12 protein-coding genes are annotated in these 17,486 nt (G+C 69.2%); all 12 read right to left on the reverse strand.

The annotated features are described in order from the left end of the window. Positions 1–23 precede the first annotated feature (23 nt). The 12 genes from ROZ37_RS17325 to tkt all read right to left on the reverse strand — a co-directional run bounded on the left by ROZ37_RS17325 (position 24) and on the right by tkt (position 17,470). Positions 24–983, reverse strand: a complete 960-nt coding sequence (locus ROZ37_RS17325) for an electron transfer flavoprotein subunit alpha/FixB family protein (protein WP_312661225.1) — start codon at positions 981–983, stop codon at positions 24–26. Continuing rightward, the gene (locus tag ROZ37_RS17330) at positions 983–1,783 is read right to left on the reverse strand and encodes an electron transfer flavoprotein subunit beta/FixA family protein (RefSeq protein ID WP_312661227.1); all 801 of its coding nucleotides are present in this window, start codon (positions 1,781–1,783) and stop codon (positions 983–985) included. Before ROZ37_RS17330 ends, ROZ37_RS17325 begins: the two co-directional genes overlap by 1 nt. Beyond that, the gene (locus ROZ37_RS17335) at positions 1,780–3,258 is read right to left on the reverse strand and encodes a hypothetical protein (RefSeq protein WP_312661229.1); all 1,479 of its coding nucleotides are present in this window, start codon (positions 3,256–3,258) and stop codon (positions 1,780–1,782) included. Before ROZ37_RS17335 ends, ROZ37_RS17330 begins: the two co-directional genes overlap by 4 nt. Next, the gene (locus ROZ37_RS17340) at positions 3,236–5,401 is read right to left on the reverse strand and encodes a heterodisulfide reductase-related iron-sulfur binding cluster (RefSeq protein WP_312661230.1); all 2,166 of its coding nucleotides are present in this window, start codon (positions 5,399–5,401) and stop codon (positions 3,236–3,238) included. The genes ROZ37_RS17335 and ROZ37_RS17340 overlap by 23 nt, the downstream gene beginning before the upstream one ends. A 78-nt stretch (positions 5,402–5,479) precedes the next feature. After that, complete coding sequence (locus ROZ37_RS17345; RefSeq protein ID WP_312661232.1) at positions 5,480–7,672, reverse strand: FAD-dependent oxidoreductase; 2,193 nt, start codon at positions 7,670–7,672, stop codon at positions 5,480–5,482. 210 nt (positions 7,673–7,882) lie between these two features. Beyond that, positions 7,883–8,698 (reverse strand): ferredoxin reductase, encoded by an 816-nt coding sequence (locus tag ROZ37_RS17350; RefSeq protein ID WP_312661233.1) that lies wholly within the window; start codon positions 8,696–8,698, stop codon positions 7,883–7,885. Positions 8,699–8,844: 146 nt separating this feature from the next. After that, entirely contained in the window at positions 8,845–9,963 is a 1,119-nt protein-coding gene (locus tag ROZ37_RS17355) for an aminomethyltransferase family protein (protein ID WP_312661234.1), read from the reverse strand. A 567-nt stretch (positions 9,964–10,530) separates the two neighbouring features. Beyond that, complete coding sequence (locus tag ROZ37_RS17360) at positions 10,531–11,568, reverse strand: NAD(P)-dependent alcohol dehydrogenase (protein WP_312661235.1); 1,038 nt, start codon at positions 11,566–11,568, stop codon at positions 10,531–10,533. Between the two features lie 324 nt (positions 11,569–11,892). Next, entirely contained in the window at positions 11,893–12,933 is a 1,041-nt protein-coding gene (gene fba / locus ROZ37_RS17365) for a class II fructose-bisphosphate aldolase (RefSeq protein WP_312661236.1), read from the reverse strand. 49 nt (positions 12,934–12,982) lie between these two features. After that, on the reverse strand, positions 12,983–14,227 hold the full coding sequence (locus ROZ37_RS17370; RefSeq protein WP_312661237.1) for a phosphoglycerate kinase: 1,245 nt from the start codon (positions 14,225–14,227) through the stop codon (positions 12,983–12,985). Position 14,228: 1 nt separating this feature from the next. Next, complete coding sequence (gap, locus tag ROZ37_RS17375) at positions 14,229–15,239, reverse strand: type I glyceraldehyde-3-phosphate dehydrogenase (protein ID WP_312661238.1); 1,011 nt, start codon at positions 15,237–15,239, stop codon at positions 14,229–14,231. Positions 15,240–15,424: 185 nt separating this feature from the next. After that, positions 15,425–17,470 carry a transketolase gene (gene tkt, locus ROZ37_RS17380; protein WP_312661342.1) on the reverse strand — a complete coding sequence of 682 codons (2,046 nt, stop codon included), beginning with the start codon at positions 17,468–17,470 and terminating at the stop codon, positions 15,425–15,427. Between the last annotated feature and the right edge of the window lie 16 nt (positions 17,471–17,486).

Here is a 17,486-nt window from a genome sequence, read left to right on the forward strand (position 1 = left end):
GGGGCCTGCGGCCCCCGGGGATGTCAGAGATGGTTGCGCAGTTCCTGGCCGATTTCGAAGATGTCGCCGACGACGCCGTAACGGGCGATCGTGAAGATCGACGCCTCCGGGTCGGTATTGACCGCGACGATCGTATCGACGTGCTTCATCCCGGCCATGTGCTGCACCGAGCCCGAAATGCCCATCGCGATGTAGAGCTTGCAGCTCGCCGCCGTCTTGCCGGACTGGCCGACCTGCCGCGCCTTCGGCAGCCAGCCCGAGTCGGCGATCGGGCGCGAGCAACCGAGCGTCGCTCCGGCCGCGTCCGCCAACTCCTTGAACTGCTCGACATTGTCCTCTTCGCCGACGCCGCGGCCGATCGAAAGGATGAACTCCGAGCCCGGGATGTCGACGTCGTCGCTGCCGGCCGGCTCCTCGAAGCCGAGGTGCTGGCTGCGCGGCGTGACGGTCGGGGCCGCAATCGCGGCAACGCTCGGCGCGCCGGCATTCTCGACCGGCTTGTAGGCGCCGGGACGGACCGTCAGGACGACCGTTTCGCGACCCGGGAAGTCCACCTCGACGTTGACTTTCTGCCCATACCCGGCACGCGTCGCGACCCAGCCGTCGGCGTCGCGGGCGATGCCGAACACGTCGGTCGCAAACCCGTGCCCGTCGCCGGCGACGAGCGGCGCGGCATACCCGAGCGTGTCGATCGTGTGCGGCAGCAGCACCAGCGACGGCTCGCGCGCGGCGATCAGCGCCCGCACCGACGCTTCGTAGATTTCCGGGTCGAATGCGTCGACGACGGCCTGCACGGTGAGGATCTCATCGACCCCTTCGAGCTTCAGCGCCTCCGCGTAGCGCTCCGGCGCCTCGCCGATCACCGCGACGCGCACCGGCTCGCCGGTCGCGGCCTTCAGCGCCACCGCGGCCCCGATCAATTCGCCGGTGACCGGCCGCAGTTCGCCCTTGCGATGTTCGCCGACTACGAGAATTCCGCTCATTACGCTTCCCCCCTGAATTCCTTGATGATTTGCGCCAGCCGCGCGGCCTGTTCGGCGGGAGTTCCCGCGATCATCTGCGCGCGGCCCTTCTCCGGCACGTACATCCGTCGCACGCGCGACAGCGATCCCGCCGCGCCGATCTCGTCGGACGGCATTCCGAGCGACGCCGGATCGAGCAACTCGATCGGCCGTTGCGCCGCCTGCTTGATGCCGCGCAGTGACGCGTAGCGCGGCGTATTGATGCCGAGCTGCAGCGTCAGCACCGCGGGGCAGTCGATGCGCACCGACGCATAGGTACCGCCTTCGAGCTCGCGCCGCACCATCGCAGTCTTGCCGCCCGGCTCGTACTCGAGCGCCGCGACGACCGCCGCATGCGGTAGCCCGAGCAAGCCCGCCATCGCCATGCCGGTCGCGCCGAAGGCGTGGTCCGACGCCTGCACGCCGGCGAAGATGAGATCCGGCGCCTCCTTGCGCGCGAGCGCGGCGAGCACTCGCGAAACGCCGATCGCGTCGCACTCCTCGAGCTCGTCGCTCCACACGCGGATCGCGCGGTCCGCGCCTTTCGCTAGGCACTTGCGCAGCTCCTCGTCGGTGCTGTCGGGACCGACCGTCGCGACGACGACCTCGATGCCGTCGCCTCCCGGGCCCTCCTTCAACCGCATCGCCTCCTCGAGGCTGTAGTTGTCCCACTCGTTGAGGTCGTGGAGGAGGAAGTCGGGATCGACGTCGCGACCGTCCTCGCGGATCTCGAAGTCCTCGTCGAGTGAGGACACCTGCTTGATCGTCACCAGTATTTTCATATCGTCTCCATCTTCTCCTGGGCTGGGTGCGGGTGATGCTCGTGCTGCATGGCGTCGGCGGGGACCGGGTCCGCGGCCGCTCCGAGTCGCCACGCGAAATGGTGGAAGACGCGATACCGGACCTGGACATCCGGGTCTTCGCGCATGCGCCAGCGGTCGGCGTCGGTGAGATTCGGATGGTCGACCGCGAGCGCCCGGTGCAGCGGATACGGGTCCTGGCGCAGGACTCGCAGGATCGCGCGCGGCGTCTGCCGGTTCAGGATCACGGCGCGGCGCACGTCGGCACATTCGTGCACCGCGAGGCGCGCGAGCCGCGACGTCGACGTCATCGGGTTGCGGCCGACGCCGGCGAGGACGTCGACGTCGGTGCTGCGCGCGAGCCGCCGCAGGACCACAAGCGGAAGGTCGTCGCGGTAGGCGACGGCGGCTTGCACCCAGGTCGCCGCGTCGCGACTGAGGCGATCGAGCAGCGACGCCGGACACGCGGGATGGCGCGCAACCGAGCGGCGCACCTCGAGCACGGGGTCCGCGGACGCGCGTTCGAGCAGATAGGTCGGACACGCAGGGTTGCGCGCCAAGACGCGGCGCACCCAGTCGTCGACATCGTCCGCGAGGCACGCGGCGAGCGTCACGGACAGATCGCGCCGGGCGGCGACGGTGCGTCGCACCGCTTCGTCGGTATCGAAGCAGCTCGCGACGACCGCGGCGATCGGCGTCGCGGGGTTGGCGGTCGCCGCTCGCCGCACCGCGACGTCCGCGTCGCCCGCGAGCCGGGCGAGGAGCGCGGCCGGCGTGCGAGCGTGCCGCGCGAGGCAGCGCCGTTCGAGCGGCGACGCCGGCAGCGTCTGCAGCAGCGTGTCGGGGCAGTGATCGTGCAGCAGGATCTGCGCGCGCACAGCTTCCTCGTCGGTGGCCCGCCATAGCGCCATCAGCGTCGCGCCATCCGTCGCGAGGTTCACGGCGAGCAGGCGCTGGAGCACCGGGATGCGTCGCTGCTCGACCGTCGCGAGGACGTCGGAGCTGCTGCCGGTGTTCTCGCACAGCGCGCATAGCGTATCGAGGTCGGCGGCGGCTTCGCCGAGTTCGGCGAGGATCGCCCGCGGCGTGTTCGGGTGGCGGGCGAGCAGCGGCGCCAGGCTCGTCCGCGCGCCGTCGCACCACAACCGGGTCAGCGCCTCGGCGGGCGCCGCCGGGTTGCGGGCGATGCGTGTGCGCTGCGTCGCATCGTCGACGAGGCACGCGAGCCGCTCCAGCACCGCAGGCGCGACGAACGCGGCCGACGCGAGGAGCAGGCGATCGCGGCGCGCACCGAAGAGCCGCGGTTCGAGACAGCGCCGCTGCTGCTCGCTGGCGTGCGGATACAGCGCGGCGGCGCTGAACGGCTCGTCGCTCGCTCGCGCGCGCCGCAGCAACTCCAGCCAGTGCCGCTGCGACGCTGCCACCGAGCGCGGGCTAGACGACGGCGACCGCGTCACGGCTGGCCTCCTCGACATCGGTCGCGGGCTTCGGATCGCCGAGCGCTTCGGTGATCAGCTCGATCAACTCGCGCACGACGAAGCGCCCTTCGAAGCCGCAGGTCTTGCGCGCATCCTCGAACATCGTGAGGTCCTTCGGACAGCACACGACGAACACTTCCAGCCCTTCGATCTCGCCGGCTTCGCGCATGCGGAGTTGCGACGGTTTCTCGGTGCCGACCGCATCCGGAATCCAGATGCGCCCCCCGCCAGCACCGCAGCAGAAGGAGTTGTCGCCGTGGCGCGGCATTTCGACGAGTTCGCAGCCGAGCGCCCGCAGCAGCGCGCGCGGCGCGCCGTACCCCTTGTTGTAGCGGCCGAGATGGCAGGGGTCGTGCAGCGTGACGCGGTAGCCGAGCGGGCGCTTGAATCGCAGCCGTCCCTCCTCGACCATGCGCTGCACGTAGCTCGTGTAGTGCTCGATCTCGTAGCGCCCGCCGAAGTCGGGGTACTCGTTGCGGATCGTGTTGTACGAATGCGGATCGGTCGTGACGATGCGCTTGAAGCTCGCACCGTTGAGCGTCGCGATGTTGTTCTCCGCGAGCAGCTCGTACAGCCCCTCCTCGCCGACGCGGCGCACGTCGTTGCCGGCGTTCGATTCGCCCTCGAAGAGCAGGCCGAAGTCGATGTCGTTGTCGTGCAGCAGGGTCGCGAAAGCCTGGCTGACCTTCTGGTTGCGCGGATCGAAGGACGCGTAGTCGCCGACGAACCACAGCACCTCGACCTCTTCCTTGCGCGCATCCTTGACCGGGAACGGCAGCGATTTCGTCCAGGCGGCGCGCTTCCTCTTCGACTCGCCGAACGAGTTGCCGGTCTTGTGGATGGTCTGCAGCGTCTTTTGCAGCAGGGGCTCCATCGCGCCGTCCTCGACGAGCTTGCGCCGCATCTGCACGATGATCGGCACGTGCTCGACCGCGACCGGACAGATCTCGACGCAGGCCATGCAGGTGCGGCACGACCACAGCGTCTCCATGAACACCTGGCCGACGTCCTTGCCGTGCACGTCGAGCTTCACCTCGTCGGGCAGCGTGTTCTTCTGCAACGCCTCGTTCGCGAACTCGCGCAGCGACAGGATCACGTCGCGCGGCGACAGCGGCGCGCCGGACGCCCGCGCGGGACAGGCCTCGTGGCAGCGGCCGCACTTGGTGCAGGCGTCGAGGTTGAGGAGATGCTTCCACGTGAAGTCGGTGATCGTCGAATAGCCGACGCGCTCGCTGTCGGCCGGCTGGCGTGGCAGGCGCTGCGCCGCGAGCGGGTTGCGCATCATCAGCGAGCCCGACGCGGTGAAGATGTGCTTCACCTTCGTGAAGGGGATCAGCGCGATCAGCGTCAGCGCGAGCACGCCGTGGAACCACCACAATCCGGAGCGCAGCGCGCCCGCCCCGGCCGCGCCGAGCCCGGCCGCGCTCATCACCTCGGCGACCAGCGCACCGAACGGCGACCACCAGCGCAGCTCCCACACCTCCGGCCGCTCCGCGAGCCACACCAGACGCGAGGCCTCGAGCACGTAGCCGGTAATGCCGATCACGATCAGCGTCCACAGGAAGGCCCAGTCCTCGCGGCGGTAGGCGCTGCGGTCGTAGTCCGGGTCGCCGGGCTGGCGGTCGGGACGGGCGTAGTCGAGCTTCGGCGGCTTGATCCAGCCGCGCCGAGCCATCATGTAGATCAGGCCCGAAATCAGGCAGACGCCGGCGACGTCGAGCACGAGCGAGAACCACAGGTAGAAGTCGCCGTGCCAGAAGCGCAGGCCCGTGAGCGGCTCGAGAACGTCGTATTCGAGCGTGATCGTCGCGGTGCCGAAGAAGAGCAGCACGAAGCCGAAGAAAATCAGCCGGTGCGCGCGGCCGGCCGCGGGGTCGCGGCGCACGATCGCGCGATGGCTGAGCACGGTGCGAACCATGTCGAGGAAGCGCGGGCCGAGCGCGAGCGCGGACTCCAGCGGGCGGCCGCGGCGGTACTTGCGAATCTGCACCCAGGTGCCGTAGCCGAAGACCCCGATGGCGCCGAAGCCGAGCAGGTAGAACAGGACAATCGCGGGGGACGAGAATCCCTCGAACAGGACGCGCGTGACCTGCAGCGGATCGAATGTGTCTGTCGCGAGCATGGAGGCTTTCCGTCTGGTTTTCAGGGGAAGCGGCGGGTGCGGCGCAGGACGCGTCGCACCCGCAGCGCGGAGGGCGCCTTACACCTTGTACTGGATCTCGAAGCTGCCACCCGGCATGTGCGGCGTGCCCCACACCGCAACTTCACGGCGATACGGCAACGGCAGCTGCGGGTTCTTCTCCTCGATCTCGCGCCCAACGCGGTGGCCGCTGAAGGTCGCGTCGGCGATCAGCCGCGGAGCCTCCGCGTCGCCGATCAGGTAGATGCCCTTGATGCCGTTGCTTTCCCACTGATCCTCGGCCGCCTTCAGCTCGCGGAACAGGCCGTCGTTCGAGCGGCGCCCGGTGACGAGCACCAGCGAATCGAACTCGATCCAGCGGTGGGTCGTGTTGGCGTCGCGCGGCAACTCGCCGGCGCCGCGGTAGGTGCGGCGCGAACCGTCGCCCCATATGTTGTACACCTCGATCGCCCCCGGGCGGATCTGGCTCGCGAAGTGGTCACCCATCTCCTTGATGCCAAGCTCGTGCAGCCGCCGCATCATGTTCGGGTACTCGAGCGTGAAGTGCATGTAGTTCGCCAGATGCACGCCGCTGACGATCGTCACCTCGTGGCCCGCGACTGCCAGCTTCTCGGCGAGGCTCGGCGCCATGAAGTAGGTGTCCGAGTTGAGGATCACGACGCGCTTGCCGATCGGCTTCTTGCCGTCGATGACCTGCTCGGGCGTGAGCTGGTCGTCGCGCGACGCGTCGGCGCCGGGGATCGGATCGTGCGTGAGGCAGTTCGTGCCGTCGCCGACCCAGTGCGCGCCCGTCGCGATGACGACCTTCTCGGCGCCGTACGACAGGATGTCGGCGGCGGTCATCGCCTTCTGGCCGAGCGCGAGCTGGTTCTGCTTGTTCTTCTTCAGCAGCTTCGTGATCTGCGTCTCGCGGTAGTCGCGGTGATAGCCCCACTCGCCGAGGCCCGGCAGCGTGACGATCCGGTTCAGGTGGCCACCGATCTTCTCGGCCTGGTCCACCAGGTGCACCGTGTGGCCGCGCTCCATCAGCACCCGCGCGCACTCCGCGCCCGACGGACCGGCGCCGACGACGAGCACCGCATCATCCGATTTGGCCTTGGCGAATTTCTCCGGGTGCCAGCCGCGGCGGTATTCCTCGCCGGCGGTCGCGTTCTGCGTGCAGATCATCGGCGGCCCGCCGATCTCCCAGCGCGAGATGCAGACGTTGCAGCCGATGCACACGCGGATGTCGTCGATGCGCCCTTCCTCGACCTTCTTCGGCAGGAAGGGGTCGGCGATCGACGGGCGCGCGGCGCCGATGATGTCCGCGATGCCCTTGGTGACGATCTCGGTCATCTTCTCCGGATCGGTGAAACGGCCGACGCCGAGCACGGGCTTTCTCGATACCTGCTTGATGAAGCGCGTCCAGGGCACCTGGTGCCCCTGCAGATTGAAGCGCGACGGGCCCGCGTCTTCGCCCCACTCGGCGATGTCGCCGACATGGACGTCCCACAGATCCACCAGCGAGTCGGCCATCTCGACGAAGGCCATGCCGTCGCGCTCGACCTCGATTCCGCCCTTGCCATACAGCGAATCGATCGCGAAACGGGTCGCGATCGCGCAGTCGTCGCCGACCGCGCGGCGCACCTTTTCGAGCGTCTCGAGCCAGAAGCGGGCGCGGTTCTGCACCGAGCCGCCGTACTTGTCGGTGCGCTTGTTGTAGTACGGCGACAGGAACTGCAGCGGCAGGTAGGAGTGCGCGCCGTACACATAGACGATGTCGAAGCCGGCGTCGCGGGCGCGCAGCGCGGCCTCGACGTAGTACTGCTGCACCTGGGCGATGTCGTCGAGATCCATCTCCTTGCAGTAGGTCAGGGTCTCGAATTCCGATGCGATCTGGCTCGGGCCGCGCGGCGTCGCCCGGCTTTCCATGCAAGGCGCGTGGGCGCCGCCGTACCACATCTCGATGCCGGCGAGCGCGCCGTACTTGTGCACTTCGTCGGTCATCGCGCGCAGGTTGCGCACGTCGCCTTCGTCCCAGATGCGCGCCGACAGCCGGTGCGTGTCATCGGACTCCGGGTGGATCGAACAGTATTCGGTGTTCATCGCGGCCCAGCCGCCTTCGGCCTTCATCGAGCGATGCGCGGCCTGGAAACCCGGCAGCGTCGAGCCGGCGCCGATGCAGTGCGGCACCTGGTAGAAGCGGTTGCGCAAGGTTTTCGGGCCGATCTGGATCGGTTCGAAAAGAATGTCGTAACGAGGATCGCGAGCCATCTTGTTGTCTCCAGCCGGGTTGTGGGATTGCGCCCTGTGCGCGTCAGTCGTCAGGGCGTGGGCTTGCAGCGCGGCACCGGCCGACATCCGGCGCCGCACGGGGTCATTCGGGCGAGGTGCCCGAGGGAAACGGGAACAGCGCGGGCGCGATGGCGTCTGCGCGCCTGATGTTGTTGTCGTGAAACTTCTGGCGACTTCCAGCGGCGGGTTTCATGTCGCCTCCTGGACGGCGAGTTCGCCACGACGGTCGCGCGGCAGGCGCGCAGTGCCGCCCTCGCCCGCTTCGCACAGGTCGCCCGCGCTGGAAACGTTTTCCGTGGAGAGGACTTCCGGCGGCACGCCTGCGGGAGACGCGAACTGCTCCGCGTGCACCCTGCCCTCGTGCCAGCCGGCGGCGCGGGCCGCGGCGATGGTCGCGGCGACCATCCGCTCGGGACCGCAGACGTACACCTCGGTGCCCTGCGGCTGCCTAGCCAGCAAGGCGTCGAAGTCGATCGACTGCCCGTCGTCCGAGACATACAGGTGCAGGTCGTCGCCGATCATCAGCCGCAGCTCGTCGACGAAGCCCGCATGTTCGGCGTTGCGCACCGCGTAATGCAGCTCGTGCGGAAGCCCCATCGCGCGCAGCTCCGCGAGGTGCGCGAAGAATGGCGTCACGCCCACCCCGCCGGCGATCAGCACATGCTTGCCGCGCGTGCGGATCAGCGGAAACAGATTGACCGGCTCGGAGATGCGCAGCATCGAACCGAGGCGGACCTTTTCATGCATGTAGCGCGAACCGCCGCGGGCGTTCTCGCTGCGTCGCACGGCGATCCGGTAAGGGCCGGTCTCCCAGGGCGAACCCATCAGCGAGTAAGGACTGCGATGAACCGAGTCGTCGTCCGTCATCTCGACGACGATGTGGCTCCCGGCGCCGAATGTGGGGAGCGCGTCCCCGTCCGCGGCTTCAAGCGTGAAGCGCTTGATGAGCGGAGTCAGCTGCTCGATCTCGGTCACACGCACGTCGATGAGACGATCCATGCTCATGAGGGCCTCCGGTGAAATCGGATCGGATGCTTCGGCCTTTGCCGACTCGCCAGGGCAGGCGGTGGCAATCGGCAGACGACGATCACGGGCGGCGAACAGCGGGTCCGCCCGGCGATGCCCGTCGCCCGCTTCGCGGACTGCGCTCGTCAGCCCGCCCCTACGCGGCCGCGCAGCCGCTGCGGATCGTAGAAGGGGGTTCGGACGACGACGCCGGCGTGGGTGCCGCGGCTGTCCCGGATCTCGACGCGCGTGCCGAGCGCCTTGTATTCGGGCTTCAGGTGCACCAGCGCCAGCGACTGCATCAGGTAGCGGCTGAAGGTGGCGCTCGTCACGACGCCCGCTTCCTTGCCATCGACGAGGATGCGTGCGCCCCCCTCGACCGCGACCTCGTCGCGCACCGCGACGCCGGCCTGGACGACCCGCTCCTTTCCGCGCGCCGCGAGCAGCGCCGCCTTGCCGATGTAGTCGCCGGCCTTGTCCGCGTCCACCGCCCAGCCGAGGTTCACCTCCCACGGCGTCGTGTCGCCTTCAGGCATGTCGAACGGGAAGAACAGCAGGCCCGCTTCGATGCGCGCGACATCGAGCGAGTCCCAGGAGCACGGGATCAGGCCGAGGGGTTTTCCGACCTCGAGCAGCGCGTCCCACAGCGCCACCGCGTCTGCCGACGCGCATGCGAGCTCGAAGCCCTCCTCGCCCGAATACCCGCCGCGCGACACCGTCACCTTCAGTCCGCACAGCGTCGTTTCGCGATGTTCGAAGTACGGCAGCGACGCGAGGTCGATGCCGATGTGCGGCGCGAGGATCGACGCGGCGCGGGGCCCCTGCAGCGACAGCATATGCACGTCGAAATCCTGCTCCCAGCTCACGTCGCGGCCGGCGCAAAGCGCCGCCAGTTGCTGCTGCGTCGCGCCGCTGCCATGCGACAGGCGGAACGCGTTCTCGCCGTCGCGGATCACCATCAGATCGTCGCTGATCGCGCCGTTCTCGTTGACCAGCGCGGCCAGTCGCGCCGTGCCCGGGCGCAAGCGCCGGACGTCGATCGGAACCAGGCGGTCGATCACGTCCGCCGCATCCTTTCCGCTGACGCGGACGATGTTCAGCGCGCTGATGTCGTAGAGACCGGCGGCGGTGCGGACCGAGACCACCTCGTCCTGCGAATCGCGTCCGTAGTGCCAGGGAATCTGCATTCCGTTCCAGGTGTCGCCGTCGAGCTTGGAGCCGAGTTCGCGGTGCCGTACGTTGAGAACCGATTGCCGTGATGTCATCGAAATGTCTCCGTGTGCGTCGTTGTTCTGGCGCCCAGTATCGGCAGATCGACAAAGCGCTGAAATTTCCCGTTGGCACTACCCCGCGGGTAGTAGCGGGCGCTACCGCGGCGGGCCAAACGGACTGCCACCGGGGGCGGTCGACCGCAAGCGAGGCAGGCCATTTATTGAGTTGGACTTGCGATTGGAATAAGACGGGGGGGGAATGTCGGGTCGGGGTATCGGGTCGGGGTATCGGGTCGGGGTATCGGCCGGGGTATCGACCCGGGGTATCGGGTCGGGGGAGCGACCCGGGGTGTTGCGCCAGGCGTGAGGTCAGGCGTCGGCGCGGGTATCCCCGCAGGTACCGCGCTGCGCGCGCGGTCCGGGGATCGATGCGGCTATCCGGTCGCGGATCAGGCCGACGATGGCGACGACAAGAGGTCCGGTTTCAAGCGTCTAGTGACCGACGCCGACCATGAGCATGATCGGCGCCCTGACCCGCAGCGCTTCGGCGCCCTCGGAACGGTCCTGACGATCCGCGCGGTGTCGCCCGGTCCGCCCCCCGTGCCGCGGGCGCCGGATTCGTCAGGCTGCCTTTCCCGACGCCATCGAATAGTCGATGCCGATCTTGCCGAAATGCCCACCCGCCTGTTGCAGGCGGAAGGCGTCGGCGAGGTCGTCCAACGCGAAGCTGCGGTCGATGACCGGGCGCAGGCCGGTGGTTTCGACAGCGCGCACCAGGTCGAGCTGGTGCTCGCGGCTGCCCACGCCGATGCCGGTGACGCGCTGCTGGCGCAGCATCAGCTCGGCGGTCGGCACCATATCGGCGAAGCCCGTGAGCGCGCCGATCAGCGCGATATGCCCGCCCACTCGCGCCGAGCGCATCGACTGTGGGAGCGTGCCAGGGCCACCGACCTCGACGACGTGATCGACGCCGCGCCCGCCGGTAAGCGCCAGCACCTCTTTCGACCATTCGGGATGCTGGCGGTAGTTGATGCCGTGATCGGCGCCCAGCGCGGCGGCGCGGGCGAGCTTGTCATCGGAAGACGAGGTTGCGATCACCGTCGCGCCGGCCGCCTTGGCCAGTTGCAGCGCGAAGACCGACACCCCGCCGGTGCCCAGCGTCAGCACGGTATCGCCGGTCTTCAGGCCGCCAGCGACCACGAGCGCGCGCCAGGCGGTCAGGCCGGCAGTGGTCAGCGTGGCCGCCTCCAGGTGGCTCCAACCGCGCGGCGCATGGGTGAAAGCGGTGGCCGGGCGCACGGCTACTTCGCAGGCATAACCGTCGATACCGTCGCCGGGGGTGGTGGCAAAGCCGGCCGCAAGCGGCCCCGGGCCGCCCGCGAGCCATCTCGGGAAGAAGGTGGAGACGACGTGGTCGCCGACCGCGAATTCCTGCACGCCCGCGCCCACGGCCTCGACAACGCCCGCGCCGTCGGACAGCGGGATGCGGTTGTCCTCGACCGGCAGTTGCCCCAGCACCACGGCCAGGTCATGGGCGTTGAGCGAGCTTGCGTGCAGGCGCACACGGATCTCGCCGGCACCGGGCGCGCCCGGATCGGCGATGTCGACGTGCTCGAAACGCTCCTGTCCGAAGGGCCGGCGCAAGCGGATGGCTTTCATGGTGATCACTCCTGTTTACAGCGCCGCCAGCAACGGCGCATGAATCGACGAAAGACAGAACGGGAACATAGTGCGGTTCATCCTCTCCGGGAAGTACGCGCTACTGATGGCACCGTTGTCTCCCGATCTCCCACGACAACCGACTGCTGCGCACCGTCGCGGCGGAATATGGTGAACTCGCATAAGCGATGATAGTCCGACTCTATCGACATTGGCCTCGTCCAATGAATTGCGATACTCGAGTTATCGTGAAACAAAAAGGCCGCCTTGCGGGCGGCCTGGGCGATTCCTGGCGTCCGCTGGCGGACGCCGGATTCGTACGCGTCAGCGCGAGTAACGCTTCTCCATCGCCGACAGCGGGATCGGCGTGATGCGGCTCGCCTTTCCGGCCGTGCCGAAGGCTTCGAAACGGGCGGCGCAAATGCCCGCGGCAGCGTCCTTCGCGACCTTGAAGAACTTGCGCGGATCGAACTCGCCCGGCGCCTGCACCGCGAGGCGGCGGATCGCGCCGCTCATCGCCAGGCGCAGGTCGGTGTCGATATTGACCTTGCGCACACCGTTGCGGATGCCTTCGACGATCGCCTCGACCGGCACGCCGTAGGTCTCGCCGATCTCGCCGCCGAACTCGCGGATGATCGCGAGCCATTCCTGCGGCACGCTCGACGACCCGTGCATCACGAGATGGGTATCGGGGACGCGGCGGTGAATCTCGGCGATGCGCTCGATCGCGAGGATGTCGCCGGTCGGCGGGCGGGTGAACTTGTAGGCGCCGTGGCTGGTGCCTATCGCGACTGCGAGTGCATCCACGCCGGTCGCGGCGACGAACTCGGCCGCCTCGGCCGGGTCAGTCAGCATCTGCGCGTGGTCGAGCGTGCCCTCGGCGCCGACGCCGTCTTCCTCGCCGGCCTGCCCGGTTTCGAGCGACCCGAGGCAGCCGAGTTCCCCTTCGACCGACACGCCGACCGCGTGCGCGATCTCGACAACGCGGCGCGTGACCTCGACGTTGTACTCGTAGCTCGCCGGCGTCTTCATGTCCTCGCGCAAGGAGCCATCCATCATCACGCTCGTGAAGCCGGAGCGGATCGACTGCACGCAGACCGCGGCGCTCGCGCCGTGGTCCTGATGCATGCAGATCGGAATGTCGGGCCACTGCTCCACCGCGGCCTCGACCATCTTGCGCAGGAAGGCTTCGCCCGCGTAGCCGCGCGCGCCGGCCGACGCCTGCAGGATCACCGGACTGTCGGTCCGTTCGGCCGCGGCCATGATGGCCTGGATCTGTTCCATGTTGTTGATGTTGAAAGCGGGCACGCCGTAGCCGTGTTCGGCGGCGTGGTCGAGAAGTTGACGCAGCGAGATCATTGCCATTGCTTGCTCTCCTGGAATGAGTCGGGTTCTGGTGAGTTCGGCGGGCGCATCAGCCCGGCTCCGGCTCGTGCTCGTATTCGCGCACCGGCGCGACCCGGCGGCTGTAGAGCTGTCTGCGGATCCGCAGCGCCGCGACCGCCGGCAGCTCGCGCCCTTCGAGGAACTCGAGGAAGGCACCGCCCCCGGTGGAGATGTAGTCGATGCGCTCGCCGACACCGAACGCGGCGATTGCCGCGAGCGTGTCGCCACCGCCGGCGATCGAGTACGCGCGACTGCCCGCGATCGCGTCGGCGAGCGCACGCGTGCCGGCCGCGAACGGCGCGAACTCGAACACGCCGACCGGCCCGTTCCACACGATCGTGCCGGCGCGCGCGAGCTCGGCCGCGAGGCTCGCCTGCGCACGCGGCCCGATGTCGAGGATCATCTCGTCGGGCTGGACATCCGCTGCCCCACGCACCGTGGCCCGCGCGTCGGATGCGAAGCGGTCCGCAACGACGACGTCCTCGGGCAGCCACAGCCGCGCGCCGCGCGCCGCGAGCCGGCGTTCGACCAGACGGGCGGCGTCGAGCAGGTCGGGTTCGAACAGCGACTTCCCGACCGCGTGGCCGCGCGCGGCGAGAAAGGTGTTCGCGATGCCGCCGCCGACGACGAGCGCGTCGACCTTGTCGGCGAGACTCTGGAGGATCGTCAGCTTCGTCGACACTTTCGATCCGCCGACGATCGCGACCAGCGGGCGCGCCGGCTGCGCCAGCGCGCGACCGAGCGCGTCGAGCTCGGCGGCGAGCAGCGGTCCGGCGCAGGCGACCGGGGCGGCGAGCGCGAGCGCATGCAAGGTGCATTCCCTGCGGTGCGCGGTGCCGAACGCTTCGTTCACATAGACGTCGATCCAGCCCGCGATGCGCGCCGCGAGCTCGGGCGCGTCGGCCTTCTCGCCGCGGTTGCCGCGGCAGTTCTCGAGCAGGACGAGCTCGCCGGCGCGGACGGCGAAACGCCCGTTGACCCAGTCGGCGATGAGCGGCACCGGGCGGCCGAGGAGCCGCGCGAGGCAGTCGGCGACGGGCGCGAGCGAGTCGGCGCGGCCGAGCGCCCCTTCCTTCGGCCGCCCCAGATGCGAGGTCACGACAACCGCGGCCCCGGCGTCGAGGCAGCGGCGAATGCCGGGCAGCGTCGCGCAGATCCGGCTGTCGTCGGCGACCTGTCCGTCGTCGGTCAACGGGACGTTGAAGTCTGCGCGGATGAACACACGACGGCCGGCGAGCGGCACATCGTCGAGACGCAAGAATCGATCGGACATGTCAGTCGGCCTCCATCATCGCGACGACGGTATCGAGCATGCGGTTCGAAAACCCCCATTCGTTGTCGTACCACGCCGTCACCGTGACGAGCTCGTGGTCGGCCCGCGTGAGCGTCGCGTCGAAGATGCTCGAATGCGGGTTGTGGCGAAAATCGCACGACACCAGCGGCAGGTCGTTCACCGTCAGGACGCCCTTCAGCGCGCCGTGCGCCGCTTCGCGGACGATGTCGTTCACCTCGTCCTTCGTCGTCACCCGCGAGGCGATGAACGTGAAGTCCGTGAAGGACACGTTCGGCGTCGGCACGCGGATCGCGTAGCCGTCGAGCCGGCCGGCGAGCTCGGGCAGCACGAGACCGACCGCGGCGGCGGCTCCGGTCTTCGTCGGGATCATCGACTGCGTCGCGCTGCGCGCGCGGCGCGGATCCTCGTGGAAGACGTCGAGCAGCACCTGGTCGTTGGTGTAGGAATGCACCGTCGTCATCTTTCCGCGCACGATGCCTAGCGGCCGGTGCAGCGCTGCGACGACGGGCGCGAGGCAGTTCGTCGTGCAGCTCGCGTTCGACACGACGCGATGATCTCGGCGCAGCGAACGGTGATTGACGCCGTAGACGATCGTCGCGTCGACGTCCTTGCCGGGCGCCGAGATCAGCACCTTGCCGGCGCCAGCGTCGAGGTGCGGCGCCGCGCCCTCCTTCGACCGGAAACGGCCGGTGCATTCGAGCACGACGTCGACGCCGAGCTCGCGCCACGGCAGCCGGAACGGATCGCGCTCGGACACGACCCGGATGCGGTCGTCGCCGATGATCCAGTCGCCGCCGTCCACGTCGATCGAATGCGGGAACGTTCCCTGGATGCTGTCGTAGCGCGTCAGGTGCGCGTTGGCCTCGACGCTGCCGCGCGGGGCGTTGACCGCGACGATGCTGATCGGATTCCGCCGCCCCCCTTCGTAATGGGCGCGCAGCACATTGCGCCCGATGCGGCCGTAGCCGTTGATTGCAACTCGGATGGTCACTGGAGTCTCCTCGATGGTGTTGCGAATTCATGGGTGGGACGCACGAGGCAGGCTTTCCCAGGGCGGAAGTTGAAGTCGCAGCAGCACCCTCGCGCGGACGAGCCGAAGGCCTTATCCGCCGCGTGGTCCGGCGGATAACGCGAGGGTCGGCGGAAGGCGCTTCGCTTTTTCCGCCCTGCGCCGATTCACCCCCTGATCAGGCGTCGTGCGGCGTCTGCGACCCGCTCGGGCGTCAGGCCGAAGAAGGCCGCGAGTTCGCCCGCGGGGGCCGACTCGCCGAAGCGGTCGATGCCGACGACGTCGCCGCGCGTGCCGTCCGGCCCGCTGACGTATTTCCACCAGCCGTCCGAGCGCGCGGCTTCGACCGCGACGCGCGGAACCCCGGGCGGCAGGACGGCCGCGCGCCAGCTCCTGTCCTGCGCGTCGAAGCGGCTCGTGCAGGGCATCGACACGACGCGTGCGCCGATCCCGTCGGCAGCGAGCCGTTCGCGCGCGGCCATCGCGAGCGGGACTTCGGAACCGGTCGCGATCAGCACGACCGCCGGCCTGCCGACCGCAGCCTCCGCGAGCACGTAGCCGCCGCGCGCGATCGCCGCGAGCTGCTCCGCGCTGCGCGCCTGGTTAGGCAGGTTCTGGCGCGACAGCGCGAGCAGGCTCGGCCCGTCCGCGCGCATCACCGCGGCATTCCACGCGGCCTGCGTCTCCGTCGCATCGCACGGACGCCAGACGTCGAGGTCCGGGATCAGGCGCAGCGACGGGACATGCTCGATCGGCTGGTGCGTCGGGCCGTCCTCGCCCAGCCCGATCGAGTCGTGCGTCATCACGTGGATCACGCGCTGCTTCATCAGCGCGCTCATCCGGATCGCGTTGCGGGCGTAGTCCGAGAACACCAGGAAGGTGGCGCCGAACGGCACGAAACCGCCGTGCAGCGCGATGCCGTTGAGCGCCGCCGTCATGCCGAATTCGCGCACGCCCCAGTTGATGTGGCGCCCGCCCGCATCCGCGCGCACCGCGCCGCAGTCCGGCCAGTCGGTCAGGTTGGAGTGCGTGAGGTCCGCCGAGCCGCCGAGGAGTTCCGGCAGCGCGCGCGCGAGGCGGCCGATCGCCTGCTGGCTCGCCTTGCGCGTCGCAACCTCCGGGCCTTCGGTCTGCACACCCTGCAGCATCGCCTCCGCGAGTGCGGCGAAACCGGCCGGCAGTTCGCCTCCGACGCGTCGCGCGAACTCCGCCGCAGCCTCCGGCCACTGTGCTCGGTACGCGGCAAGCCGCTCGTTCCAATTCGCACGCGTCGCAGCACCCGTCCCGCGCGCGTCGAACGCGGCGCGCACGTCGGCCGCCACTTCGAACGGCGGATGCGGCCAGTCGAGCGCGGCGCGCGTCGCGGCGATCTCGTCCTTGCCGAGCGGAGCGCCGTGCGCCGCCGCGGTGCCCGCGCGCGCCGGGCTGCCGCGGCCGATCGTCGTGCGGCAGCAGATCAGCGTCGGGCCGACGTCGTTGTCGGCGTTCGCGAGCGCCTCGCGGATCGCGCGATCCACCGCCTCGACGTCGTGGCCGTCGACGCGCTCGATGACGTTCCAGCCGTACGCGTGAAAGCGGGCCGGCGTGTCGTCGCCGAACCAGCCGCCGACGTCGCCGTCGATCGAGATGCGGTTGTCGTCCCAGAACGCGACGAGCTTCGACAGCCGCTGCACACCCGCGAAGGACGCCGCCTCGTGGCTGACGCCCTCCATCAGGCAGCCGTCGCCGAGGAACACCCAGGTGCGGTGGTCGACGATGTCGTGGCCGGGGCGGTTGAATTCGCGCGCCAGCAGCTTCTCGGCGAGCGCCATGCCGACCGCGTTGGTGATCCCCTGCCCGAGCGGCCCGGTCGTGGTCTCGACGCCCGGCGTGAGACCGTGCTCCGGGTGGCCGGGTGTTTTCGCATGCAGTTGGCGGAAGCGCTTCAGCTCGTCGAGCGGCAGGTCGTAGCCGGTCAGATGCAGCAGCGCATAGAGCAGCATCGAGCCGTGGCCGTTCGACAGCACGAAGCGGTCGCGGTCGGGCCAGCGCGGGTCGGCCGGGTCGTGCCGCAGGTGGCGCGTCCATAACGCGACAGCGATCTCCGCCATGCCCATCGGCATGCCGGGGTGGCCCGAATTCGCCTGTTCGACCGCGTCGATCGCAAGAAAGCGCAGCGCGTTCGCGCACTTCACGTCCAGCAGCGCGGATCCGGCGGTCCGGGTCTCGAGCATCGAGGTTTCAATCGGC

The sequence above is a fragment of the Aromatoleum sp. genome (assembly GCF_032027225.1).
Taxonomy (GTDB): Bacteria; Pseudomonadota; Gammaproteobacteria; order Burkholderiales; family Rhodocyclaceae; genus Aromatoleum.

Bases quoted from the DNA above. Each gene is read 5' to 3' on its own strand.
- ROZ37_RS17325 (WP_312661225.1), bottom strand. From the start codon at position 983: ATGAGCGGAATTCTCGTAGTCGGCGAACATCGCAAGGGCGAACTGCGG.
- ROZ37_RS17330 (WP_312661227.1), bottom strand. From the start codon at position 1,783: ATGAAAATACTGGTGACGATCAAGCAGGTGTCCTCACTCGACGAGGAC.
- ROZ37_RS17340 (WP_312661230.1), bottom strand. From the start codon at position 5,401: ATGCTCGCGACAGACACATTCGATCCGCTGCAGGTCACGCGCGTCCTG.
- ROZ37_RS17345 (WP_312661232.1), bottom strand. From the start codon at position 7,672: ATGGCTCGCGATCCTCGTTACGACATTCTTTTCGAACCGATCCAGATC.
- ROZ37_RS17350 (WP_312661233.1), bottom strand. From the start codon at position 8,698: ATGAGCATGGATCGTCTCATCGACGTGCGTGTGACCGAGATCGAGCAG.
- ROZ37_RS17355 (WP_312661234.1), bottom strand. From the start codon at position 9,963: ATGACATCACGGCAATCGGTTCTCAACGTACGGCACCGCGAACTCGGC.
- ROZ37_RS17360 (WP_312661235.1), bottom strand. From the start codon at position 11,568: ATGAAAGCCATCCGCTTGCGCCGGCCCTTCGGACAGGAGCGTTTCGAG.
- fba (WP_312661236.1), bottom strand. From the start codon at position 12,933: ATGGCAATGATCTCGCTGCGTCAACTTCTCGACCACGCCGCCGAACAC.
- ROZ37_RS17370 (WP_312661237.1), bottom strand. From the start codon at position 14,227: ATGTCCGATCGATTCTTGCGTCTCGACGATGTGCCGCTCGCCGGCCGT.
- tkt (WP_312661342.1), bottom strand. From the start codon at position 17,470: ATGCTCGAGACCCGGACCGCCGGATCCGCGCTGCTGGACGTGAAGTGC.